Genomic DNA, 22,325 nt, shown 5'->3' with positions numbered 1-22,325 from the left:
CTTAGCGCCTTAACGCAAAACGAAAAATCATTGAGGGAGAGACCCTTGGATTTCTCATTGCCTGACGATCTCGTCGCCTATCTCGGAGAGCTCGACCGTTTCATCGAGCGCGAGATCAAGCCGCTGGAGGAGGCCGATGACAACATCCGCTTCTTCGATCACCGCCGCGAATGGGCGCGCACCGATTTCGAGAATGGCGGCCTGCCGCGCCACGAATGGGAGGCGCTGCTGCGCAAGGCCAAGGACCTGGCGGACGCCGCGGGTCATCTGCGTTTTCCGGTGCCGAAGCAATTTGGCGGCAAGGACGGCTCCAATCTCTGGATGGCCGTGATCCGCGAGCATTTTGCCGCCAAGGGACTCGGCCTGCACAACGATCTCCAGAACGAGCATTCCATCGTCGGCAATTTCCCCGTTGTCACCATGCTCGACCGCTACGGCCGCGACGATCAGAAGGCGATGATCGACGGCTCGATCAAAGGCAAGTACCGCATCACCTTTGGCCTAACCGAGCCGCATCACGGCTCGGACGCCACCCATATGGAGACGCGCGCGGTGCCGGCGACCCGCGACAACGTCAAGGGCTGGATCATCAACGGCGACAAGATGTGGACGACAGGCATGCATGTTGCCACGCATTGCGCGCTGTTTGCGCGCACGAGCGGCAATCACGGCGATGCGCGCGGCATCACCTGTTTCCTGGTGCCGGCGAAGAGCGACGGCGTCAAGGTCGAGGAGTACATGTGGACCTTCAACATGCCGACCGACCATCCCCGCGTCAGCTTCACGGACGTGTTCGTGCCCGAGGATGCGCTGTTCGGCGAGGTGGGCCGCGGCCTGTCGCTGGCGCAGTGCTTCGTGCACCAGAACCGCATCCGCCAGGCCGCGAGCTCGCTCGGCGCCGCGGTTTACTGCATCAACGAGAGCGTGAAATATGCCCGCGAGCGCAAGCCGTTCGGCAAGGCGCTCGCCGAGAATCAGGCGATCCAGTTCCCGCTGGTCGAGCTCGCCACGCAGGCCGAGATGCTGCGTCTTCTGATCCGCAAGACTGCCTGGGAGATGGACCAGCTCACCGAAGAGCAGATTGAGCGCACGCTCTCTGATCGCGTCTCCATGTGCAATTACTGGGCAAACCGCCTCTGCTGCGAATCCGCCGACCGCGCCATGCAGGTCCATGGCGGCATGGGCTACTCACGCCACAAGCCGTTCGAGCACATCTACCGCCACCACCGGCGCTATCGCATCACCGAGGGCAGTGAGGAGATCCAGATGCGGAAGGTGGCCGGGTTCTTGTTCGGCTATATGGGGCCGGGGAAGCATTAGCGCTAGCACCGTAGGGTGGGCAAAGCGAAGCGTGCCCACCACCTCTCCCGCAATCGTCGAAGAATGGAGGGCGCGGCGCTTTGCGCCTTTGCCCATCCTACGGCACTACGCGGTCAATTCACCCGTCGCTCTTTCCCGGCCCAATACGGCTCACGCAATTGGCGCCGCAAAATCTTGCCGCTCGGATTCCTCGGCAGCGCCGGCAGAAACTCCACGGTCTTGGGCGTCTTGTAGCCAGCGATGCGCTCGCGGGTGAAGTTGATGATGTCGGTGGCTGTGGCCTGCTTGCCAGGCTTCATGACCACCATGGCCTTCACCGCCTCGCCCCATTTGTCGTCAGGCACGCCGATCACGGCGGCCTCCGCGACATCAGGATGATCGCACAACGCACTCTCGACCTCGGCCGGGTAGATGTTCTCGCCGCCCGAGATGATCATGTCCTTGATGCGATCGTGGATATAGAGATACCCGTCCTCGTCCATGTAGCCGGCATCGCCGGTGCGCAGCCAGCCGTCGGAACGAAGCGCAGCGGCGGTCGCCTCGGGCAGGTTCCAATACCCGGCCATGTTGGAGCCCGAGCGCGTCGCGATCTCGCCGACCTGGCGCGGCGGCAGCGGCTTGCCGTCGACGTCCAGGATCGCGATCTCGACGCCCGGCAGTGCCTTGCCGGCCGAGCGCATCCGCTCCAGTCCCTCGATGTGGTCTTCCGGCGGCAGCGCGACGATGGTGCCGGTGGTCTCGGTCATGCCGTACATTTGCACGAAACCGCATTTGAAGACCTCGATGCACTCCTTCAGCAGCGCCGCCGGAATTGGCGAGGCGCCATACAGCATGTATTTCAGCCGCGAGAAATCGACCGTCTTCGCGCGCGGCTGCCGCACCACGAACTGCATTGCCGCCGGCACCATGAACAGCTTCGTGATCCCGGACTGCTCGAAGAAGTCCAGAACCTTGGTCGGATCGAACTCGCGCGCGATCACGCCGCGGGCGCCGTGATAGAGCCCCATCACGCCCCAGCCCGAGCCGCCGATGTGGAAGATCGGCATCGCCACCAGCGAGACATCATCGGTCGACCACCGGTTCCACTCCGGCTTGTCCTCGGCATTACCGGTCTGTACCAGATTGAGGAAGTTCGCGTGCGAGAGCATTGCGCCCTTCGGCTTGCCGGTCGTACCCGACGTATAGAGCTGGATCGCGATATCCTTGGTGTCGATCGGGACCCTCGGATCGTCACCGCTCTGCGTGTCCCGCCAAGCCGCAAAATCCTGCCATTCCGGCGCGCCGCCTTCGGTGGTGATGATTGTACGCAGGCCCGGCAACTGGTCCTTGATTTGGCGAACGAGCGCGATGAACTCCGGCCCGACGAACAGCACCGGCGCCTTGCAGTCCTCGACGATGAAGGCGACCTCGGGTCCCGCGAGCCGCCAATTCACTGGCGCCATCACCACACCGGCCTTCATGGCGCCCATCAACAGCTCGAAATAGATGTCGCTGTTCTTGCCGAGATAGGCGATGCGGTCGCCTTTCTTCACGCCCATTGCGATCAACGCGTGGGCGACCTTGTTGGTGTTGACGTCGAATTCGGCGAAGCTGGTGAGTCGGCCCTCGAACTCGTAGGCAATGGCGCTGCCGCGGCTTTTCGCGCGCTCGCGCACCATGTCGGCGAGATTGGCCAGAGGCTGTGTGGGCATGTTTCTGCCGTCGTCTTGTTCTTATGCCGCAGAGTGTGGCGTCATCCGCGGGTGAAGACAAGACGGGACAAATCAGCCGCGGTTTCGTGTCCCCGAACGCGACGCATCACGAAGTGATGCGCTGCTCAGCCGGGACCCAGCATCCGGCGAGATGGGCCCCGGCGCTCAGCAGCGCACCAGGCCGAAGGCGGCGCGCTGCGCTGCGTCCGGGGCACGGGGGAGATCATCCCCGTTTGGCCCGGTCCTTCTCGTTCTGCGCCATGATGCTCTCGCGCGCGGCTTTCCAGTCGTCGTCGCTCCAGTCCCGGAGCTGGTAGAAATTGCCGCCCATGGCGAGCGCCTGCGCGCCGTCCATGGCGATGGTCTCGCCGTTGATCCAGTCGCAGCCGCCGGAGATCAGGAACACCGCGAGGTTCTGCAGTTCCTCCATGGTGCCGACTCGGCCCATCGGGTTCATCGCCTTGGTGCGCGCGCCGGCCTCGTCGCCGGGCTTGATCCGCTTGCTCATGCCTTCGGTCGGGATTTCGCCCGGCGCGATGGTGTTGAGGCGGATGCCGTAGCGGCCCCATTCGGTGGCGAGCGACATCGTCATGGCGTGGATCGCCGACTTGCTCATCGCCGATGGCACCACGTAAGGCGAGCCGTTGCGCACCCAGGTCACGGTGATCGAGACGACGTTGCCGGGCTGCTTCAAGGCGATCCAGCGCTTGCCGACCGCCTGCGTGACGTAGAACGTGCCGTGCATGACGATGCTGGCGACGGCATCGAAGCCGCGCGGCGAGAGCTCCTCGCTGCGCGAGATGAAATTGCCGGCAGCATTGTTGATGAGATCGGTGAGGGGACCGTCGCGAAAGATGGTCTCGATCATCTCCTCCACCGCGAGAGCGTTGCGGATGTCGACACCATGGCTGGTGACGCGGCCGCCATAGAGATCCATCAATTCGGTCGCGGTCTCGTCGCACACGATCTTACGCCGGCCGCAGATGTGCACCTCGGCGCCGAGCTGGAGGAAGCGCGCCGCCATCGACTTGCCGAGCCCGGTGCCGCCGCCGGTCACGAGAATGCGGCGTCCGGCCAGAAGATTTTCCTTGAACATGGGTGTTTCCCCCGTAGGGATTGTCAGTTAATTGGTCGATTGACTAAATCCGGCCGCCAGCGTCCTGTAAAGCGGCACTGAACAAGAACAGGGGAGAATTCATCCATGGAAGAGCGCGTCTCGATTTTGATCTCGGACGGCGTCGCCGACGTGCGCCTGATGCGCGCCGACAAGATGAATGCGCTGGATCAGGCCATGTTCGAGGCCCTTGTCGCTGCGACCGAGCGGCTTTCGAAGGAAAAGGGCGTGCGCGTCGTCGTGCTGTCCGGCGAGGGCCGCGCTTTCTGCGCCGGCCTCGACATGGGGCGTTTTGCCGCCATGAAGGAGAAGGGTGGCAACGGAATTCCGGGTGGCGAAAATCGTGACCTCACCAAGCGCACGCATGGGCAGGCGAACTTTCCGCAGGCCGCGGTGTGGGGCTGGCGTCAGCTTCCGGTGCCTGTGATTGCGGCCGTCCACGGCGTTGCTTTCGGCGGCGGCTTCCAGCTCTCGCTCGGCGCCGACATGCGCTTCCTCGCACCCGATACGCGGATGTCGATCATGGAGATCAAATGGGGCCTCGTGCCCGACATGGCGGGCACGCCGATCCTGGCAAGCCTGGTGCGCGACGACATCCTGCGCGATCTCACCTACACCGGCCGCATCTTCTCCGCGCAGGAGGCGATGACTTACGGCCTCGCCACCCGCATCTGCGACGATCCGCGCGCAGCGGCCCTGGAAGCCGCGCGCGAGATCGCTGGCAAGAGTCCCGACGCGATCCGTGCGGCAAAACGCCTGCTCAACAATCTCTCGGTCGATCCGGGCCCCGCGCTGCTCGCCGAATCCGTCGAGCAGCAGAAGCTGATCGGCAGCGCGAACCAGACCGAGGCGGTGCGGGCCAATCTGGAGAAGCGCGCGCCGAAGTTTGCGGATTAACACAGACCTCATCCCGACGAGCCGCGCAGCGGCGTCTCGAGGGATGGGCCACGGGCTCTCATGGTTCGAGACGGCGCTTTGCGCCTCCTCACCATGAGGGCGACTTTGAACAAGAAGAAGAACAAATGAGCGAAACGTCTCAATTCCTGGGCATCGTCTCCGGCAACCGTCGCCGCTCTCACGCCGAGGTCGCTGACCGTGCCGACCGCATCGCGAGTGGCCTTGCCGAGCTCGGCGTCAAGCCAGGTGATTGCGTCTGCATGCTGATGCGCAACGACATCGCCTTCCTGGAGGCCGCCTATGCTGCGATGCGGCTCGGCGCCTATGGCGTGCCCATCAACTGGCACTTCAAGCCGGAGGAGATCAATTACATCCTGGAGGATACCGGCACCTCCGTGCTGATCGGACATGCCGACATGCTGCATGCCTTGCGCGGTGCCATATCGAACGGCGTCACCGTGCTCAGCGTGCCGACGCCGCCGGAAATCCTGTCCAATTACAAGATCGATCCGGATCATCTGAAGATTCCGGAGTTCGCGATCGATTTTGAGTCTTGGCTCGCCCAGCAACAACCCTATGACGGCCCGGTCGTGCCGCAGCCGATGAGCATGATCTACACCTCGGGGACGACAGGCCATCCCAAGGGCGTCCGCCGCAATGCGCCGACGCCGGAGCAGCAGGCTGCCGGCGAGCGCATGCGCGCGATGATCTACGGCCTCAAGCCCGGCGCCCGCGCGCTGTTGCCGGGCCCGCTCTATCATTCCGCGCCCAACTCCTTCGGCATCCGCGCCGGCAAGCTCGGGGGCGCACTGGTGCTGATGCCGCGCTTCGAGGCCGAAGAATTTCTCGAACTCATCGAACGATACAGGATCGACACCATCTTCATGGTGCCGACCATGTTCATCCGCCTGATGAAGCTGCCGGAAGAGGTGCGCAGGAAATATGACGTCTCCTCGCTGCGCCACGTCATCCATGCCGCCGCGCCATGTCCGGCCGACGTCAAGCGCGCCATGATCGAATGGTGGGGACCGGTGATCTACGAATTCTACGGCTCGACTGAGTCCAGCGCGGTCACCTTCGCAACCTCGGAGGATGCGCTGAAGAAGCCCGGCACGGTCGGCAGGATCTCGCCCGGCGCGGAACTGCGCTTCATCGGGGATGACGGCCGCGTGCTTCCGGTGGGCGAAGTCGGCGAGATCTATTCCTGCATGGCCGGGATGGCCGATTTCACCTACCACAACAAGCCGGAGAAGCGCGCCGAGATCGACCGCGATGGCTTCATCACCTCCGGCGATGTCGGCTACATCGACGAGGACGGTTACGTCTTCATCTGCGACCGTAAGCGCGACATGGTGATCTCAGGCGGCGTCAACATCTATCCGGCCGAGATCGAATCCGTGCTGCACGCAGTGCCTGGCGTGCATGATTGCGCCGTGTTCGGCATCCCCGATGCCGAGTTCGGGGAGGCGCTGATGGCGGTGGTCGAGCCGCAGGCCGGCATCACGCTCGAGGCCGCCGAGGTCCGGGCGCGATTGAAGGCTTCGCTCGCCGACTACAAGGTGCCGAAGCACATCGAGATCCGCAGCGGGCTGCCGCGCGAAGATTCCGGAAAAATCTTCAAGCGCCGCCTGCGCGATCCCTATTGGGAGCAGGCCGGACGCAAGATCTAGCCGGGTGCGCAAGGCGATACCCGGGACAGTGAGAGCCAAGGTCCCGGATGTCGCCTCGCGCAGCCGGGCTTCGTTTTGTGGGTATCGAGCCGTCTTCGCAGAGACAGATTTCGAACCTATATAGATGGCGTCATCCACCTTCGGATCATCCCATGGCTCCCGTTTCCATCCTGCTCAACCTGCTCTAGATCCTCATCGGCGGCGCCTGGATGGCGTTCGGCTGGCTGATCGCCGCGGTCATCATGGCCATCACTATCATCGGCCTGCCCTGGGCGCGGGCGGCCTTCAACATCGCCGTCTACACGCTGCTGCCATTCGGCTCGAAGGCGGTGCGGCGCGACGAGGTCACCGGGATGAGCGATATCGGCACCGGCCCGCTCGGGGTGATCGGCAATATCATCTGGTTCGTGCTCGCCGGCTGGTGGCTGGCCCTCGGCCATCTCCTCACCGCCCTGGTTCTCGCCGTGACCATCATCGGCATCCCCTTCGCCTGGGCGCATTTGAAGCTCGCAGGCATCGCGCTGTGGCCGATCGGCAAGGTGGTCGTGCCGGCTTAGGCATGGACCTGTCAACGACGGCCTCCGGCGGCAGAGCGGAAGTGGCCCAGCTTGCGGGCCTCGTCGGTTGATGACGCAACTCGGACGTGAACCAAGATGGGAAGCTGTTCGCTCCGCATCGACGCTGGCGATACGGCGCGTCATCTCGTCCGCGCGGGCCGCCACGGCAAGGAGCAATCACTCTCGTCGCTCTCAGGACCGAGCGAGTTGGCTAGGGCGCCACGTCGCACTCAGTTCGTCAATATTTCTTACGGTAATTCCCCGGAGTTGCTGTTTTGTCAAACCCGGTCTGGGATGTGGCATTCGACGCCTCCGCTGTGGGCAACACCCGCGCTGCAATCGAATCGTACATTGAGTTGGAGACGATCATGCGCAACATCGTACTGGTGATGGTATTCGTGGTCTCGCTGGCGGCTCCGGCTTTGGCTCAGAAGCCCGAGATTGAAGCGATCAACACCAAATTTATTGAATTCTTCAACAAGGGCGATTTCTCTGGTATCGGCTCGCTCTATACCGCTGATGCGATCGCGATGCCGCCCGGCTCCTCGTTGGTGCAGGGCCGAGCAGCCATCGAAGTAATGTGGAAAGGCATGGCGGATCAAGTCGGCGACCCGAAGCTCACAACTGTTGACGTGAAGTCGCTCGGCCCTTCGGCGGCACGCGAGATCGGCACGTTTGCTCTGAAGACCAAAGGGCCGACACCGCAGGAAGTGACTGGGAAGTACGTCGTTGTTTGGGAAAAGGTCGGAAATGACTGGAAGCTCGCCACCGACATATGGAACGAGGGCAAGTAGGCCGCCCGTAGGCGTACGTGTCCGTTATTGGGCGAAGTCACGGCTCGTGTCATGGAGGTCCGGCTTTTGCGGCAGAGCGGACCAGATTTTCTCATCCTGAGTTTCGCAGTTTGACCCAGGGCGGACCTCGCTCCGTTGCAGCGCGGTCAACTCCGCAATTGAAATCGAGCCTGCGCGGGCTCGGAACGTAACTCAAGCGGGTATGAGATTAATGACTCGCATTGCTATCTGCGCACGAGACCGAGAAAGTCTCGGCGCGGGTCCACAACGGGGCCGGTCCATGTGGCCGGAATTACATCGAGAAGTTCAACGTCCTGTTCCTATTTCGGCGATAAGGCCACGGCAGCGGAGTATCGTGCCGGCCTCAAGTTCGCGATCGAGCGAGGCTGGCTCGAGTTGCACGAGAGTGACACCTACGTGAAGTTCACCCCAGCCGGCGCCGGTCTGTTCGCTTAAGCTCGGCGCTTCCGCCAGCGGCTTTGCTTCAGCCAGCGGCTTTCGCGTCACATCATCTTCAGACGCTGGACGGCACGTCGTTAGAACAAACGCCGACCTGCTACATTGCCATTCACTGCCGAGGGCGGCACTCGAGACAGGCCGGGGAGCAGCGGCCACGACCAATAAAGCAGCCGCAGCGGCCAGGGAATTTGCGATGACGAGCTTGCGTCCTTTGCGATTCCAAGTTGCGCCGATCATGGCCGTCGCTCCTTTTGCAGGTCAGTGAGGACGCTAGGCCGAGTTTGTTTCGGGATGGCTTCGTGGCCGCGCAAATCGGTCTCGTTCACGCGGCAGTGATGGTTTGGGCGGAGCGGGTCTCTTACTACGCTCCTGGGTGTACAGGTTGCGATCAGCTGCTTCGACGGACGGTGGAACCGCCGGTATGAAATGCCTGCCTCGGACGACCTCAAGGCATCGGGCTTGAAATCTCGGAAATAGTCCGCCCATTCCGTTCGCTCGCCGGCAAGGAGCGCAGCGATATCACGAAGTGCGACTGCCGCGCGGTGGCTGCTGGAGATCAGCCACCACGCGACAGCGCGATCTACCGCGTGGGGTCGATCGCAACAACGGGAGAGAGGGCCAGCGCTGTAATCGCGCGTCCTCCGCTGCTGGCGGTCCGCTCATCGCGTGCCCCTTGGCGCGGCATCAGGACCGGCGCGGATATGCCAGCCGCAGGCGTTTCCTGTTGCGCGTTGGCCGGTCCCAATATCACGAACTGGTGCGGCGTAATCGAAAAGCCCAGGACTTCATACGTCGGTAGTTCTGCAGCATTGGCTCCGACTGTTCCCATCACGAGGGCTGCGGCGGCGGCAAGCGACAAGCGATTCCACATCGTAATCTCCATCGGTAATGGTGGCCCTGACCTCGCGAGTAGACTACCGACCCGCCGCAATGGACCTGTCGGCGCGCGCGTGATAAATTCGCAAAATCGTCGGACCGGGTCTTTTTGCACCCTGAGTACAGGGCCGGCGGATATGGCGAAGGCAAACCTCGCACTTCTTGGCAGTTTCCGGCTCCAAACGGACACCGGAGAGCCCATCCCGTTGGCCACCAAGAAGACGACAGCCCTGCTGGCCTATCTGGCACTGCACCCGGACGACCCGCAGGCGCGACCAAAGCTTGCGGCGCTGTTGTGGGGCGACCACGATGAGGCGCAGGCCCGCGACAGTCTGCGACAGGCGCTGAGCCTTTTGCGCAAGGCTTTGTCGCACATCTGTCCTACCGCATTGGTCGCTCAGGAGGACACCATCCGCCTTGAGCCGGCCGCCCTCGAAATCGATGCAAGGGTGTTCGAGGAGCTTATCGCGGAGCCGGGCGTGGCAAACCTGGAGCGGGCCATCGGACTCTATCGTGGCGAATTCCTCGACGGCTTTCAGGTGTCGGCACCAGAATTTGAAAGCTGGGCAGCGGCGGAACGTCAGCGATTCCGTGAACTCGCCTTGGAAGGCATGGCGAAGCTGCTCGATCATCACCTGTCCGCAGGAGTGATCGAACGTGGCATTCACATTGCGACCCGCCTGCTTGCCGCAGATCCCCTGCAAGAGCGTGTTCATCGCACCCTGATGGGGCTGTATGCCCGGCAGGGCAGACAGGGCGCGGCGCTCCGCCAGTATCGAACCTGCGCCGAACTGCTCTCCAGGGAATTGGGAATTGAGCCCGACGCGCAGACCAAGACATTGCAGCGCCATCTCTTGCGAGAGTGGAACCGTACGCAGCCCAAAGCCTCAGCGATATGTAGTTCGGTGCCACAGGGTGCGGTCGGCTGGATCGATCAAGTGCCCGACACGGAAGGCCTGAGCAGAAGCATTCCGCCATCGGTGCATGCGAATGCCGCGCCGGGTAATCTCCCCGTCCAGGCAACAAGCTTTCTGGGCCGCGACAGAGATGTCGCCAGAGCCGGCCGGATACTTTCCAGCGCGCGGCTGGTCACGCTGACCGGCCCCGGCGGGATCGGCAAGACACGGCTCGCCCTCCAGCTTGCGGCGACGATGCGTGACAACTATCCGGATGGCACGTGGCTGGTGGAGCTTGCCGCTTTCGATGATCCCAATGCGACCGGTCACGCCGTCGCCGACGTCTTCGGCATCACACAACAACCCGGCAAGACGATCGAGCAAAGCGTCGCCAATGCGCTTGCCGGACGGAGCCTGCTTCTCATTCTCGACAACTGCGAGCACTTGATCGATGCGATAGCCGGCCTTGCACGGGAGATCCTGTCAACATGCCCGCATGTCAGCCTGCTGGCGACCAGCCGGGAGACGCTGATGGTCCACGGCGAGCGGACCTACCCGGTGCTTCCCCTCGAGTGCGGCGACGGAATCGATGCGCCAGCGGTGGAGCTGTTCGTGGAGCGCGCGCGATTCGTGGAGCCACACTTCGAACTCAATGGTGACGCCGACACGATCTGTGAAATATGCCGCCGCCTTGATGGCATTCCGCTGGCCATCGAGCTCGCAGCAGCCCGAACGCGGGCAATGAGTCCCACTCAGATCCGCGATCGCCTGCATGAACGCTTCCGTCTGCTCACCAGCGGGTCGCGACACGTCTTGAAGCGACATCAGACGCTGCGCCACGCCGTCGAATGGTCGTATGACCTGTTGTCGCCATCCGAGAAGGCCGTGCTTTCGCGCGCATCGGTATTTTCCGGAGGTTTCGGGCTGGAGGCTGCCGAGCGCATCTGTAGCGGCGGCGACATCGCGGCCGCCGATGTTCTCTATCTCCTGGACTCACTGGTACGAAAATCGCTGCTCAGCGCCAAACGGGTCGGGAATGCAGTTCGCTACAGCCAGCTCGAAACCATCAGACAGTTTGCCGAGGAGCGGCTCGCGATGCTGGGTGAAACAGAGGTCTTTCGGGGCCGCCATGCGCAATTTTTCGCGGAGGATGCTGAGACGCACCATAGGATTTGGCGAAGCCCGCAGCAATTGATGGCTTATGTCTGGCTCGATCAGGAAGTGGACAATTTGCGCGCGGCGTTTCGGTGGGCGAGCAGCCAAGATGATATCGATGTTGCGGCCCGGATCGCATCCAGGGTCCCGAGCATGGCGGTCCTCCGCGTGCGCAGCGAACCGCTCAATTGGCCGACGGAGATCGTCGATGCGGCACGACGCGCCGGCCATCGCCGGCTCGGCGCCCTGCTGACTTATGCAGCAAAAAGGGCCTGGAACCTGGGACGTGTTCAAGAGGCGACGCTCTACGCCGAGGAAGCGACAGCGCTGATAGGCAATGCCAACTTCGACCCGCCAGTCTGGGCGTTCTCTGTTCTGGCCATGATTGCGTCCCGACAGGGCAATGCCGAAAGCGCTGTCAAGTTTGCGCGTGCCGGCGCCGAGCACCCGGCGGACCGACGCGAGCGGCAATGCCTGGCGACGCTTCCTTTTTACCTGGCGATGGCCGGCGCGCATGACGAGGCGATGGCGATCGCCGACGACATCGTTGACAAGGTTGCGGCCGCGCGAACGCCAAGTTCGCTCATCGCGGCGCTGTTTTCCAAGGGAAGAGCCTTTAGCGAGGCCAACCCAAGGTGTGCCCTGGATGCGTTGGAGATGGCCCTTGCTCATGCAAGGACATCCGGTAATCGCTACTGGGAGATCGTCATCATCCCCGCCGTCGCGGAGTTGCAGGTGCGGAGCGGCGATCCGGTCAAGACGTTGCGAACCCTGCCGCGAATGCTCGAGATCTGGGGCCAGTCAACAGAGATAGGTCTTGCGACCCTCACGACCGCCACCCTTATTTTGCTGTTTGAGCGGCTCGGCCACCCGACGGTCGCGGCCACGCTTAGCGGAGCCCTTTCCCAAATGATCCCGTCCACCAGCTTCTTCCAGGAGTTGCCCGACACTCTCGCCCGCGTTCGCGATGTGATGGGCGAGGCCGCCTTCGCGGAGGCCAAGCGGCATGGTGCGGCGATGGCTCACCGCGAGATGGTCGATTATGCGGCAAACCAGGTCCAGCACGCGCTGGCCGCGAGGGGTGCATCCAATGCCGAATGTCGATAAGTCTATCGGCGGATTGGTCAGGAATGAATGGCCGCTGATGGCCCTTAGCTGCCTCGCCCGACCATCCAACGACCGTCTGCTTTCAGCTGGAGAGCGGATTAGGGCCGTGAAGTCTCTTCGCTTCAGCATGTGACCCCAGAGCGGACCTGCCAGTGTGGCGCAGAATGCGAGAGCTGTATGAGACTGTCGCAGTCCCGTTGCGCCCAGAGGTCGCGACCCCCATCACTGGAGTAGGGCGGTACTCCCACGGCAGATGTTGACCCGAAGCCTGACTTGGAAGCCCTCCTACACCGCCATCATCCGCTGGCCAAGACTATGTCGAAATCCGCGACCATCGCGTGCTTCTCGAGGTGGGATGGCGGCTCTTGCAAGTTGACGATCAGTCGGTCGGGGTGCGGAGCCGCGTTGAGCCAGCGGTCGGTCAGGTTTTCGGCTTCGCCAGCGAAATAGAGCTGGGTTACCAGGCGATCGAACTGGCCGTCGACGGTGAGGTGAATGTGCGGCGGCCTGATTTCGCCTTCTGCCGTCGGATAGCGGCCCGGTTTTATCGTACGAAAACTGTAGCAGCCGGACGCGTCTGCGGTCAGGCGCGCGAAACCCTTGAAATTGGGGTCGACCGGCGCTGGGTTCATATCGCTCGGATGACGATATTTCCCTGCAGCGTTTGCTTGCCAGATTTCGATGAGTGCATGCGACACCGGCTCTCCAGAAGGAGTGAGCACGCGCCCCCTGACATAGATGAGCTGGCCCTGCGCCTCGGCGGCGCTGCCCATTGGGCGCGCCAGATTGGTTGCCAGGTCGGGACGTTCCCGAATTGGATAGAACGGGCCGACGATCTGCGGCGGCGTGATCGCAAATGCTGCTTCATCGCGGCGGCCCGTCCGGCCTTTGGGTCCGGCATCGCTCATTAGGGTAGCTTGATGTCCGCGTCCTTGACGATCTTGGCCCAATGGGCAACATCGGACCGGATTCCATCGCCAAATTCTGCGGCGGTGCCGCCGACGGGCACGGCTCCTATCTTGTCGAGCGAAGCGCGGATTTTAGGCTCAGCAAGAACCTTGTTGATCGCTTTGTTGAGCTGCAAGGTGATCTCCGCGGGCGTGCCTCGCCTGGCGGCAAAGCCGATCCAATCGGCCGTCACGAGATCTGGAAAGCCTGCTTCGGCCACCGAGGGAACGCTCTTGAGGGCGGCGATCCGCGCAGGCGCGGCGACGGCGAGGGCGCGCAGCTTGCCGGTCTCGATGAGGTCGATGACCGGAAGCGTGGTCACGAACATGTATTCAACGTTGCCGCCGATCAGATCGGCGATAGCCTGCGAAAACTGCTGATAGGGTACGTGGGTGGCGTGCACGCCGGCCTGCAATGCGAACATCTCGCCAATCAGGTGCGAAGGTGTGCCGAAGCCAGCGGACGCGAAGTTGAGTTTTCCGGGCTTGCTCTTGAGCAGCGCGACCAGTTCGGGCAGGGAATTGACGGGCAACGATGGCGTGGTGACGAGCACCGTGTAGGACGTCGATATCTTGACGACCGGATCGAAATCCGCGTCGGGTCGTGTCTCTGCCTTCGGAAGCAGGGTCGGAGTAACCATCATTGGCAAGCTCATGGTGAGCAGCGTGTAGCCGTCCGCCGGACGGCCGCTTACGTCATTCATTGCGATGGTTTGCAAAGCGCCCGGCCGATCTTCCACGACGAGCCGCCAACCTTCGTTGGCCGCAAGTCCATCGGCCACCAGGCGACTGATGATGTCGGGCGGCGTGCCGGCACTCGTCGGGACGACAATTCGAATGAGGTTGGATGGATAGGTTTGCGCGGCGACCTGACGGGCCGACAACGATGCTGCAAGGGCCCCCAGCAGGAACGTGCGACGGGGCAGGCGGAAGTACGGTATCTCCGACATGGTGCTGCTCCAAAGCTCGCAAGTGAGAAGTCACTATCGATTTGCAGCTTGTTCCTGATACCTATATATGGAAAGTTCTATTTTCCGATCCTTCTATTCCGTTTCGGAAAGGGTCGCATGTTCGACGCATCCCAGATTAGTCAGCGTATCAAGCTGCGGCAGCTGAATGTCTTCATCGCTGTCGTCGAGCACGGGAGCATGGCGAAGGCGGCCGAGCACCTTGCCATTTCGCAGCCCGTCATTTCCAAGATGATCGCGAGCCTCGAGCAAACGCTTGGCCTTCCGCTCCTCGAGCGAAGCCGTCTCGGGGTGGCGCCCACGCTCTATGGCGAGGCGTTGCTCAAACGTAGCATCGCCCTGAGCAACGATTTGCGAAGTGGCGTGGACGAGCTGCAAGCGCTGGCTGATCCGACAACCGGCGAATTGCGCATCGGCAGTACGGAACCTGTGATGGCTGGCCTGCTGCCTGCCATCATCGATCGGCTATCCCGCCAATATCCGAGGCTCGCGCTTCATATCATCGAGGGCGAACCGCCGGAGCTTCAGGACCGGCATCTGCGCAACCACGATATCGATCTGATGATCGGACGGCTGCCGAGCCCGGCGCCGGCTGCTGACACCGATGTGCGGGAGCTGTTGCACGAAAGCGGCGTCGTCGTTGCAGGCTTGAACAATCCGTGGGTGCGGCGGCGCAAGATCCGCCTCGCCGAGTTGGTCAACGAGCGCTGGTGCCTGCCACCGCGCGAAAGTTTTCCGGGCGGCTGGATTGCTAATGCATTTCACGCGTCCGCACTCGAGGTGCCGCGGCCCAGCGTGACCGTGTACTCGATTCTGATGCAGTCGGCATTGCTGTCATCGGAGCGCTTCCTGAGCTTTCTTCCGGCATCGATGCTGCATTTCAGCGCCAAGCGGCTGTCGATGAAAATCTTGCCTGTCGAAATGCCTGCGCAGATGTGGCCGATCGGAATCATCACGCTGAAGGGCCGAACTCCCAATCCAGCGCGGCGGCTATTCATAGACTGCGCGCTGGAGATAGCCAAGCCGCTCGCTGGCAAGCGAACACCCTGACCGGTAAATTCAGGCGATGCACTTCCTAATGGCCCCACAGCGGACTTTACCAGTCGCCATCAAACGCGCAGCGCAAGCACAAATTTGCATCTCGACAGGCCGATTCGAAGCTGCGAAGGGAAAGGGATTGAATTCATTATCTTAGTCGGGGGCGAACGATGATTAGGATCATTCTTTCTGGCGTCGCCTCAGTCCTGTTCATCCAAGCAGCCATTGGTCAACAGTACGGCACCGCAAGTGAGGCGCGCGCCATGCTTGAAAGGGTCGTCTCCGGCATTAAGGCCGACCCGGCTGCAACAATCGAAAAAATCAATAAGAGCGACCCGAGCTTCAGCGACCGGGACTTGTATCCGACCTGCGCGGGCTCGGACGGCAAGATGGTGGCCAATCCCAACCGTGCGCGCCTCGGCCTTGTTCAGAAGGATAGTAAAGACGCCTCGGGCAAGCCGTATGGGGAAGAACTGGCTCGCGCCCAAGAGGGAGTTTTTTCAGAAGTCAGCTATCTATCGCCACGTCCCGGTGCTGACAAAACACCCGTTTCGAAGGTCGCTTTCGTTACCAAAATCGCGGGATACATTTGTCTTGTAGGGTACTCACCATAGGTCGAGTGCCGTCTGGATTTTGCGCTGAGGGTCCTGCCTTCCAAGAAGATTATCCTGCAATCCATTTTGAGGTGTCGGAAATGCGTCGGTCTATTGCCATTGCAACCACGTTGCTCAGCCTTCAGTCAGCCTCGGCGGGTCCAATGCCTCCGGATAAAGCTGAGGCGGTTAAGGCAATGGGCGCTGTGATAAATGCTCCCGAAACGGGAAAGTTGTACGCGCCGCTGCAAGCGAAAGAGCCGTATGAAAACGTAACAGTCGATCGAAACATCAAGTACGGCCAACACGAGCGAAATCTGCTGGACGTGTTTCGGGCAACGACCGCCGAGGCTCGTCCCGTTCTCATCTTCGTTCACGGCGGCGGATATGAGAGGGGCGACAAGCGCGCCGGCTCAAGCCCCTACTATGACAATGTCATGTTGTGGGCGACGAAGAATGGGATGGTCGGAGTCAACATGACCTACCGGCTCGCGCCCGACTATCCCTGGCCCGCGGCGGCGGACGATGTCGCGTCGGCAGTGGCATGGACAAAGGAGAAAATCCGGGACTACGGGGGCGATCCAAACCGCATTTTTCTGATGGGGCACTCTGCCGGGGCATCGCACGTCGGCAGTTACCTAGCGCGCGCAGCCGTGCCCGTGGTCGTCGGTGCAATACTTGTGTCCGGCACATATGACCTTCGCCCCCAAATCGAAGTGGCGGGGCAGAAATCTTATTTCGGCGCGGATACCGAATTGTGGCGGGAGCGATCCTCGCTAAATGGCTTGGCCCAATCAAAGCTGCCATTGTTAGTCGTGCGCGGAGAAATTGATGTTCCGTACTACATCGACCAAGCAGAAACTCTGAAGGCTGCGATGTGCGCTAACAATCACTGCCAAACGTTTGCGGTGCTGAAAGGCCATAGCCACATGTCGGAAATTTACTCAGTGAATACGGAAGACACGACTCTTACAGATACAATCCTCGCGTTTGTAAAGGGACTGAAATAGTCGCGTCTAATTAACGATCATCGGCGGCGGACGAATTCATTTCGCGCGCCGTTCGCGCATTGTCGTGCGGGACTGCGGCACGCCGCGTAAACTTCGGGCATCCTTTCGGTTAACGATGATGGCCGCTACTGGCCCTGAGGCGATCATGCTGCCCGGTGCAACCACAACGGTTCACCGTCACGCCGGACCAGAGCTGATTCACGTCGTACAAGGCGAAGGATGCATGGAGACGCCAGAGGGCAGGCAAATCGGCCGACCGGGAGGCAGCCAGTCATTGTGCGCGCGAACGTCCCGCACAAGCCGACCGCCACGGGCACTGTCGAACGGCGTGCATTGGCGCTCGTCCTGCACGATACGCGGGAACCTTGGGTCAATCGGGCACACGATCACGGCTGGCAAGAAAAAGGACTGTGCAAGGCCGTGGAATAGCTATCGGCACCGAAATTGGAATGACGAAGTCCGCAAGTTGCCCCGTGCCGACCTCAGCTGAGCGCGCCGCGAGGTCCGCTTACTAAAGGTGACCCGAACAAGGCGATCCGAGCGGGCCAAGGCAGCCTTTGACCCAAACCGGACCTCGCGCCTCATCGTGGCTCGCGATTATTGTCGCTACCTTCATCCCAGAGCCATTTTCCGGCAATCACCGCCGTAGCCATCCCGGCTAACTGCGCCGCGATGAAGGCGACCACACCTGCGGGAGCAATTCCCGCGAACGTGTTAGACGTAGCCCGCGCAATAGTAACGGCAGGATTGGCAAATGAAGTCGAGGCCGTGAACCAGTAAGCCGAGGTGATGTAGAGACCGACAGCGTAGGGTATCGCCGACGACGCTCGCGCAACACAACCGAAAATCGTAAGAAGAAGTCCGAAGGTCGCGACCGCCTCCGCAAACCATTGCCCGCCTCCCGAGCGCACAGTCGTCGAGAATTGCCATACCGGCAGGTCAAACATCAGATGCGCGGCCCAGACGCCCGCCATTCCGCCGATGACTTGCATGGCGATGTAAAGCGCTGCGTCAGGCCACGACAGTTCCCTACGCAGGCCGAAAGCAATTGAGACAGCGGGATTGAAATGTGCGCCTGAGATCGGTCCGAAGATTAGGATCAATACAACGAGGATTGCGCCGGTCGGTATAGTGTTGCAGAGAAGCGCGAGCGCGACGTTCCCGCCCGCGAGGTTTTGAGCCATAATGCCCGAGCCGACCACGGCCGCTAACAGGAACGCCGTGCCTAACCATTCGGCGAAGGCGCGCTGTGCAAGCGTCGGCATCAGGTTGCCGAAGATCGTTGACCGCCGCGTTGGGCCGGGAGAAGGTCAAGGACGGCTTCCGAAGGCCTGCATAGGCGCACCGCCTTCGGCGTAACCACGATTGGACGATTTATCAAGATCGGATGCGCCATCATCGCATCAAGCAACTGATCATCAGTAAGGTTCGGCTTGTTTAAACCGAGATCATTGAACGGCGTGCCTTTCTCGCGAAGTACCGACCGCACGGGCACACCCATGCGCTCGATCAGTTGTTTGAGCAGCGCACGTGCCGGAGGTGTTTTCAGGTACTCGATCACGTGCGGCTCGATCCCCGCATTGCGGATCATGCCAAGCGTGTTGCGCGAGGTTCCGCAATCCAGGTTGTGGTAGATAATGACATCCATGATTAGCAGCACGCCGACGCTTTAGCCGTTGGCTGGGGCGCACAGCGCGCGCCGCTCTGCTTCTCGTGCGCGATGCGGGCTTCTTTCTCGCCCGAGCCATCTCCGTAGTTGATGCTTTCGCCGGTCGTCAGAAACGTTTCCCAAGCAATGCCAGCCGGGTCATCGATCCATGACTTCTCAGATTTGGCATAGCAGCATGCCGTCTGGCCTTGCTCAATTACATTGCCGCCTGCGGTGCGCAGGCGGGTATAGACCTCCTGCAATTCCTCGGCGTCCTCGACTTGAATGCCAAGATGATCAAGGCCAGCTTCCCGGCCTCGTGCAGAGATCGCGAAGTTTACGCGCGGATCGTCGAGCATCCACTTTGCATAATCGGATTTGACGACAGCGGGTTGGGCGGCGAACAGCGCCGAATAGAAGCCGATCGATTGGCTGAGATCATCAACGGCGACGTGAACATGCAGGCGTTTCATGGGATCACTCCTTCTAGGCTGGGACCTTCGCGCGCTTGCGCGCAGGCTTACAGGCGACGGCGGGCGTGCATTCGATGGTGCCGCCACAGCAGTTTTCGGTGAGATAGCCGAGCAGTTCATTCATGGTCTCGAATTGTGCAGCGTAGATCATCGAGCGGCCATCGCGGCGCACGGTGACAAGCCCCGCCATCCTTAGCCGATCCAAATGGAAGGTCAGCGTATTTGGCGCGAGGTCGAGAGCCGTTGACACCGCACCGGCCGACATTCCCTCTGGCCCGGCCTGCACCAACAACCGGAATACATCAAGCCGGTTATCTTGAGCGAGAGCAGCTAGGGCTGCTACAACATCCTTCTTTTTCATATTTCAACGAATATGGAAATGATTGGTTAATGTCAAGGATATTTCAGTAATTGCTGAAATACTGCGAGGGCCGCTACTGGCCCGAGGCTGCCGTTCAACAACGAGAGGTGAATGTCGGGTGTCGGAAGGCAACAGACGATTGCCGGGCTGCCACGGCAGAGGTTGACCCAAAGCGGTCATCTCACGTCGCGAAAGCGGGCCTCAAAGTACCCAGTGCTGGGCGATGGCTCATGTCCACTGCAGACATGGGCATTCGAGAGCGAAATGAAGTAGCAATGCACTGAACTTAGTGATTTTAGACTAGCTGAGAAGGCAAAAGAAGGGAAACGGGGCCGTGCATGTACTTTCCACGCTGGGCGGCCTGCTTGCTGGCCTAGTCCTTGGCGTTTTCACCGCATTCTTTCAGCTGATCGGACCGGCTGCACTCGCGCTCGGTGCCCAGCATTTGATGAATTACTCTCTCTCTCCTGAACCTGGCGGTCTATGCGATCCTGCTGTTTCTCGTGTTCTTCCGTGCGCTTGTCGGCAATGACAAGGCAACTCCAACGCAGTTGTTCGATCGATCTTTTGCCCGGCATTTGGCTCATGTATGCGTGGCCAACGTACGGAAGCTAGAGCTTTCCCACCGACGCCCATCTCTTGCTTTTTGCCCAAAGCCGACTTCGTCAACGTGTGCGCATCCGTCATCCGCGTCCTCTGGCCATTAAGGGAGTCTCGACCGCATCGCCGCTGATCGGTAGCGATGGCAGTGTTCTAGGCTTGCTAGCAGATGGTCAATCTGCGCTGTCCGCGAGTTGGTTCAAGGCGTTGGACGGCATGATCCACCGCCGCCACTCGAGGTTCTCCGTCGCACCGAGACCGTGGTAGAATGATTGCGCCAACCATTGTCGTTCAGCACGAACCAGCAGAAGCACTTGTGCCCTGTTGTACGCGCATGTAGCGCCATTTGGCGCATGAGCCTTTGACCGACGCGGCCGCCTCGGCACTCGGGTTCAACATAGAGCCACTTCAGCATCAAAAGCGGTCGCAGAGTATGCATGAACGGGATTTCGTAGTGGACCGCCTTTCCAGCAAGCCACCCTAGCCCCGTATCCGCGACGTAAGCGCCAAACTCAGGGCGCTCGCCGAAGCCACGGCGAAGCAGCTCCGCTTCGGTGAGGCTGAAGTTCTCACCGCGCTCAAAGCTGACGATCCCTCGCATTAGCCGAAGGAACTCCGGGACGTTGCCCTCGTTCATCGGCCGTATCGTGATTGCGGCAGTCGTTGGTTGCTGGAAGTTTGACGTTCGTGATCGGTCGCGGGACGGCTTTCACCTATAAGAATAAGCAGGTCGATTTGAAGACGCTCGGCAAGGACCTTGGTATCCGATGGGCGGTACAGGGCGCGGTGCAGCGGCCCGGAGATCGGGTCCGTATGAACGTATCACTTTCCGACCTGTCGACTGGTCGCGACGTCTGGTCGGACCGCTTTGACGGCGATCGGTCAAATCTTACGGCCCTACAGGAGCAGGTCACGGCTCGGCTCGCCCGCTCTCTCAACGTCGAACTCATCCAAGCCGAAAGCCGGCGCAGCCAAATGGACAGACCAACCAATCCAGACGCTGTGGATTTCAGCATGCGCGGCTGGGCGAAGCGCTATGGCCCACGGACCAAGTTGACGAATGCAGAGGCAAACGACTTGTTCGACAGCGCACTGCGCCTCGATCCGGACAACATAGATGCAATGATCGGCAAGACGTTGTGCATAGCGGATGGCGTGATCTACGGATGGTCATCATCGGTAGTCGAGGACAAGAAGAGGGCGATCAAGCTAATAGATCAAGCTCTTGCAAAACGCCCAGCGATCGCAAATGCGCACGTAGCCAAGGGAAACATTCTGAACTACGGGAATCCTGAGGAAGCTTTACCTGAATACGACGCAGCTTTGGAAATAGATCCTAATTCGCCCGTCGCGTATGCATCCAAGGGGATCGTACTTGTTACGGCGGGACGCGCGGCCGAAGCGTTTTCTCCGATTCAGATCGCTTTGCGCCTAAGCCCCAAAGATCCGCCTGCTGGGACTTGGCGTTTTTTCCTCTGTCACGCTGATGTTCGTCTAGGCCAATACAAGGAAGGTACGTCATGATGGTTGCTTTCCCAACGCCAGCGTCCTTGCCATCGCTATGCCGGGATTCCTTGCTGGTCGACGACCGGCGGCCGGCAGCCTTCCGGCCGATGCGAAGGCGGTTGTGACGATGCGTTCATCCTTCTTCCATCTGCCAAGGCGGACGCGCTCCAACGCCTTCGCATAATTACTCGCTTTGCCGGGCGGGCAAATCACGCCACATGTAAGTCAAGGGGCAGAGCGGAAAAATTCTGATTGACCGAATTCGTATTTTCGGGTAAATCGCAAAACATCCCGGCCCGTCAAAGGGGCGTTTCGCGATCGTCACGATACGTCGGCCGGGATGCGATGGACGCGGCAGCGCCGGCGCGTGACGAGGTGGCAGGGCGGGCTAAGCCTGTGAGCCATCGCGATCCGCGGGATCGACACGGCGCGGTCACAGCGTTTCCTTTCGAGTTCGGGGGCGAGCACGCGCGAGCTTCCGAATGGGTGGGAGGGACGTCCGCGGACGGCAAAAGCGTGTGGTCCTGACGCCCGGGGTCTGTGCGTCAAGTCTTGCGGTGATGTGAGCGGCCCAACCGGACCGCGGCATCAGCCATCGGCAAGGCGACGGGGGCAATAGTGCATCGCTCCCCGGGGAGCAACTGT

At 61.1% G+C, this 22,325-nt stretch carries 20 protein-coding genes; 10 read left to right on the top strand and 10 right to left on the bottom strand.

The features are described from left to right. Positions 1-45 precede the first annotated feature (45 nt). A complete protein-coding gene (locus IVB01_RS24535; protein ID WP_247279774.1) occupies positions 46-1,320 on the top strand; it encodes an acyl-CoA dehydrogenase family protein in 1,275 nt (424 codons plus the stop codon). Between the two features lie 113 nt (positions 1,321-1,433). Here IVB01_RS24535 and IVB01_RS24530 read toward each other — a convergent pair whose 3' ends face one another. Then, positions 1,434-3,011, bottom strand: a complete 1,578-nt coding sequence (locus IVB01_RS24530; protein ID WP_247279773.1) for a fatty acid--CoA ligase — start codon at positions 3,009-3,011, stop codon at positions 1,434-1,436. Positions 3,012-3,234: 223 nt separating this feature from the next. Then, the gene (locus IVB01_RS24525; protein ID WP_247279772.1) at positions 3,235-4,107 is read right to left on the bottom strand and encodes an SDR family oxidoreductase; all 873 of its coding nucleotides are present in this window, start codon (positions 4,105-4,107) and stop codon (positions 3,235-3,237) included. A gap of 105 nt (positions 4,108-4,212) precedes the next feature. Between IVB01_RS24525 and IVB01_RS24520 the strand changes: the two genes are divergently transcribed. The 4 genes from IVB01_RS24520 to IVB01_RS24505 all read left to right on the top strand — a co-directional run bounded on the left by IVB01_RS24520 (position 4,213) and on the right by IVB01_RS24505 (position 8,043). Next, positions 4,213-5,022, top strand: coding sequence for a crotonase/enoyl-CoA hydratase family protein (locus IVB01_RS24520; protein ID WP_247279771.1), 810 nt, complete (start codon positions 4,213-4,215; stop codon positions 5,020-5,022). A 125-nt stretch (positions 5,023-5,147) separates the two neighbouring features. Next, entirely contained in the window at positions 5,148-6,692 is a 1,545-nt protein-coding gene (locus IVB01_RS24515; RefSeq protein ID WP_247279770.1) for an acyl-CoA synthetase, read from the top strand. Positions 6,693-6,880: 188 nt separating this feature from the next. Continuing rightward, on the top strand, positions 6,881-7,249 hold the full coding sequence (locus tag IVB01_RS24510; protein ID WP_346659348.1) for a YccF domain-containing protein: 369 nt from the start codon (positions 6,881-6,883) through the stop codon (positions 7,247-7,249). A 368-nt stretch (positions 7,250-7,617) separates the two neighbouring features. Continuing rightward, the gene (locus IVB01_RS24505; protein ID WP_247279768.1) at positions 7,618-8,043 is read left to right on the top strand and encodes a DUF4440 domain-containing protein; all 426 of its coding nucleotides are present in this window, start codon (positions 7,618-7,620) and stop codon (positions 8,041-8,043) included. A 306-nt stretch (positions 8,044-8,349) separates the two neighbouring features. Here IVB01_RS24505 and IVB01_RS24500 read toward each other — a convergent pair whose 3' ends face one another. Further along, positions 8,350-8,739, bottom strand: coding sequence for a hypothetical protein (locus IVB01_RS24500; protein ID WP_247449744.1), 390 nt, complete (start codon positions 8,737-8,739; stop codon positions 8,350-8,352). Between the two features lie 343 nt (positions 8,740-9,082). Then, entirely contained in the window at positions 9,083-9,373 is a 291-nt protein-coding gene (locus IVB01_RS24495) for a hypothetical protein (RefSeq protein WP_247279766.1), read from the bottom strand. Between the two features lie 211 nt (positions 9,374-9,584). Here IVB01_RS24495 and IVB01_RS24490 point away from each other — a divergent pair, with 211 nt between their 5' ends. Further along, positions 9,585-12,536, top strand: coding sequence for a BTAD domain-containing putative transcriptional regulator (locus tag IVB01_RS24490; RefSeq protein ID WP_247279765.1), 2,952 nt, complete (start codon positions 9,585-9,587; stop codon positions 12,534-12,536). A 296-nt stretch (positions 12,537-12,832) separates the two neighbouring features. Here the strand turns inward: IVB01_RS24490 and IVB01_RS24485 are convergent, their stop codons facing one another. Beyond that, complete coding sequence (locus IVB01_RS24485; RefSeq protein ID WP_247279764.1) at positions 12,833-13,444, bottom strand: protocatechuate 3,4-dioxygenase; 612 nt, start codon at positions 13,442-13,444, stop codon at positions 12,833-12,835. Further along, entirely contained in the window at positions 13,444-14,433 is a 990-nt protein-coding gene (locus IVB01_RS24480) for a tripartite tricarboxylate transporter substrate-binding protein (RefSeq protein ID WP_247449747.1), read from the bottom strand. Before IVB01_RS24480 ends, IVB01_RS24485 begins: the two co-directional genes overlap by 1 nt. Positions 14,434-14,550: 117 nt before the next feature. On the opposite strand from IVB01_RS24480, the gene IVB01_RS24475 reads away from it, so the two are divergent. The 3 genes from IVB01_RS24475 to IVB01_RS24465 all read left to right on the top strand — a co-directional run bounded on the left by IVB01_RS24475 (position 14,551) and on the right by IVB01_RS24465 (position 17,092). Further along, positions 14,551-15,501 carry a LysR family transcriptional regulator gene (locus IVB01_RS24475; protein ID WP_247279762.1) on the top strand — a complete coding sequence of 317 codons (951 nt, stop codon included), beginning with the start codon at positions 14,551-14,553 and terminating at the stop codon, positions 15,499-15,501. Positions 15,502-15,659: 158 nt separating this feature from the next. Continuing rightward, positions 15,660-16,103, top strand: a complete 444-nt coding sequence (locus tag IVB01_RS24470) for a cache domain-containing protein (RefSeq protein ID WP_247279761.1) — start codon at positions 15,660-15,662, stop codon at positions 16,101-16,103. Positions 16,104-16,279: 176 nt separating this feature from the next. Next, positions 16,280-17,092, top strand: coding sequence for an alpha/beta hydrolase (locus IVB01_RS24465; protein ID WP_247416717.1), 813 nt, complete (start codon positions 16,280-16,282; stop codon positions 17,090-17,092). Between the two features lie 581 nt (positions 17,093-17,673). On the opposite strand, the gene IVB01_RS24460 is transcribed toward IVB01_RS24465, so the two are convergent. The 4 genes from IVB01_RS24460 to IVB01_RS24445 are packed head-to-tail and all read right to left on the bottom strand — an operon-like array spanning position 17,674 to position 19,574. Further along, positions 17,674-18,357 carry an MIP/aquaporin family protein gene (locus IVB01_RS24460; protein WP_247279759.1) on the bottom strand — a complete coding sequence of 228 codons (684 nt, stop codon included), beginning with the start codon at positions 18,355-18,357 and terminating at the stop codon, positions 17,674-17,676. After that, positions 18,357-18,740: an arsenate reductase (glutaredoxin) gene (gene arsC / locus IVB01_RS24455; RefSeq protein WP_247279758.1), complete on the bottom strand. Its 384-nt coding sequence runs from the start codon at positions 18,738-18,740 to the stop codon at positions 18,357-18,359. Before arsC ends, IVB01_RS24460 begins: the two co-directional genes overlap by 1 nt. Before the next feature lie 2 nt (positions 18,741-18,742). Next, a complete protein-coding gene (locus tag IVB01_RS24450) occupies positions 18,743-19,213 on the bottom strand; it encodes an ArsI/CadI family heavy metal resistance metalloenzyme (protein ID WP_247279757.1) in 471 nt (156 codons plus the stop codon). 13 nt (positions 19,214-19,226) lie between these two features. Then, positions 19,227-19,574: a helix-turn-helix transcriptional regulator gene (locus IVB01_RS24445; protein WP_247279756.1), complete on the bottom strand. Its 348-nt coding sequence runs from the start codon at positions 19,572-19,574 to the stop codon at positions 19,227-19,229. Between the two features lie 1,287 nt (positions 19,575-20,861). Between IVB01_RS24445 and IVB01_RS24440 the strand changes: the two genes are divergently transcribed. Continuing rightward, a complete protein-coding gene (locus tag IVB01_RS24440; protein WP_247416722.1) occupies positions 20,862-21,698 on the top strand; it encodes a tetratricopeptide repeat protein in 837 nt (278 codons plus the stop codon). Positions 21,699-22,325 lie beyond the last annotated feature (627 nt).

Origin of the sequence: Bradyrhizobium sp. 164 (assembly GCF_023073715.1) — a bacterium.
In the GTDB taxonomy this organism is placed as follows: domain Bacteria; phylum Pseudomonadota; class Alphaproteobacteria; order Rhizobiales; family Xanthobacteraceae; genus Bradyrhizobium.
The sequence above is the reverse complement of the archived record's forward strand: the minus strand, read 5'-3'. Positions and strand labels throughout refer to the sequence as shown.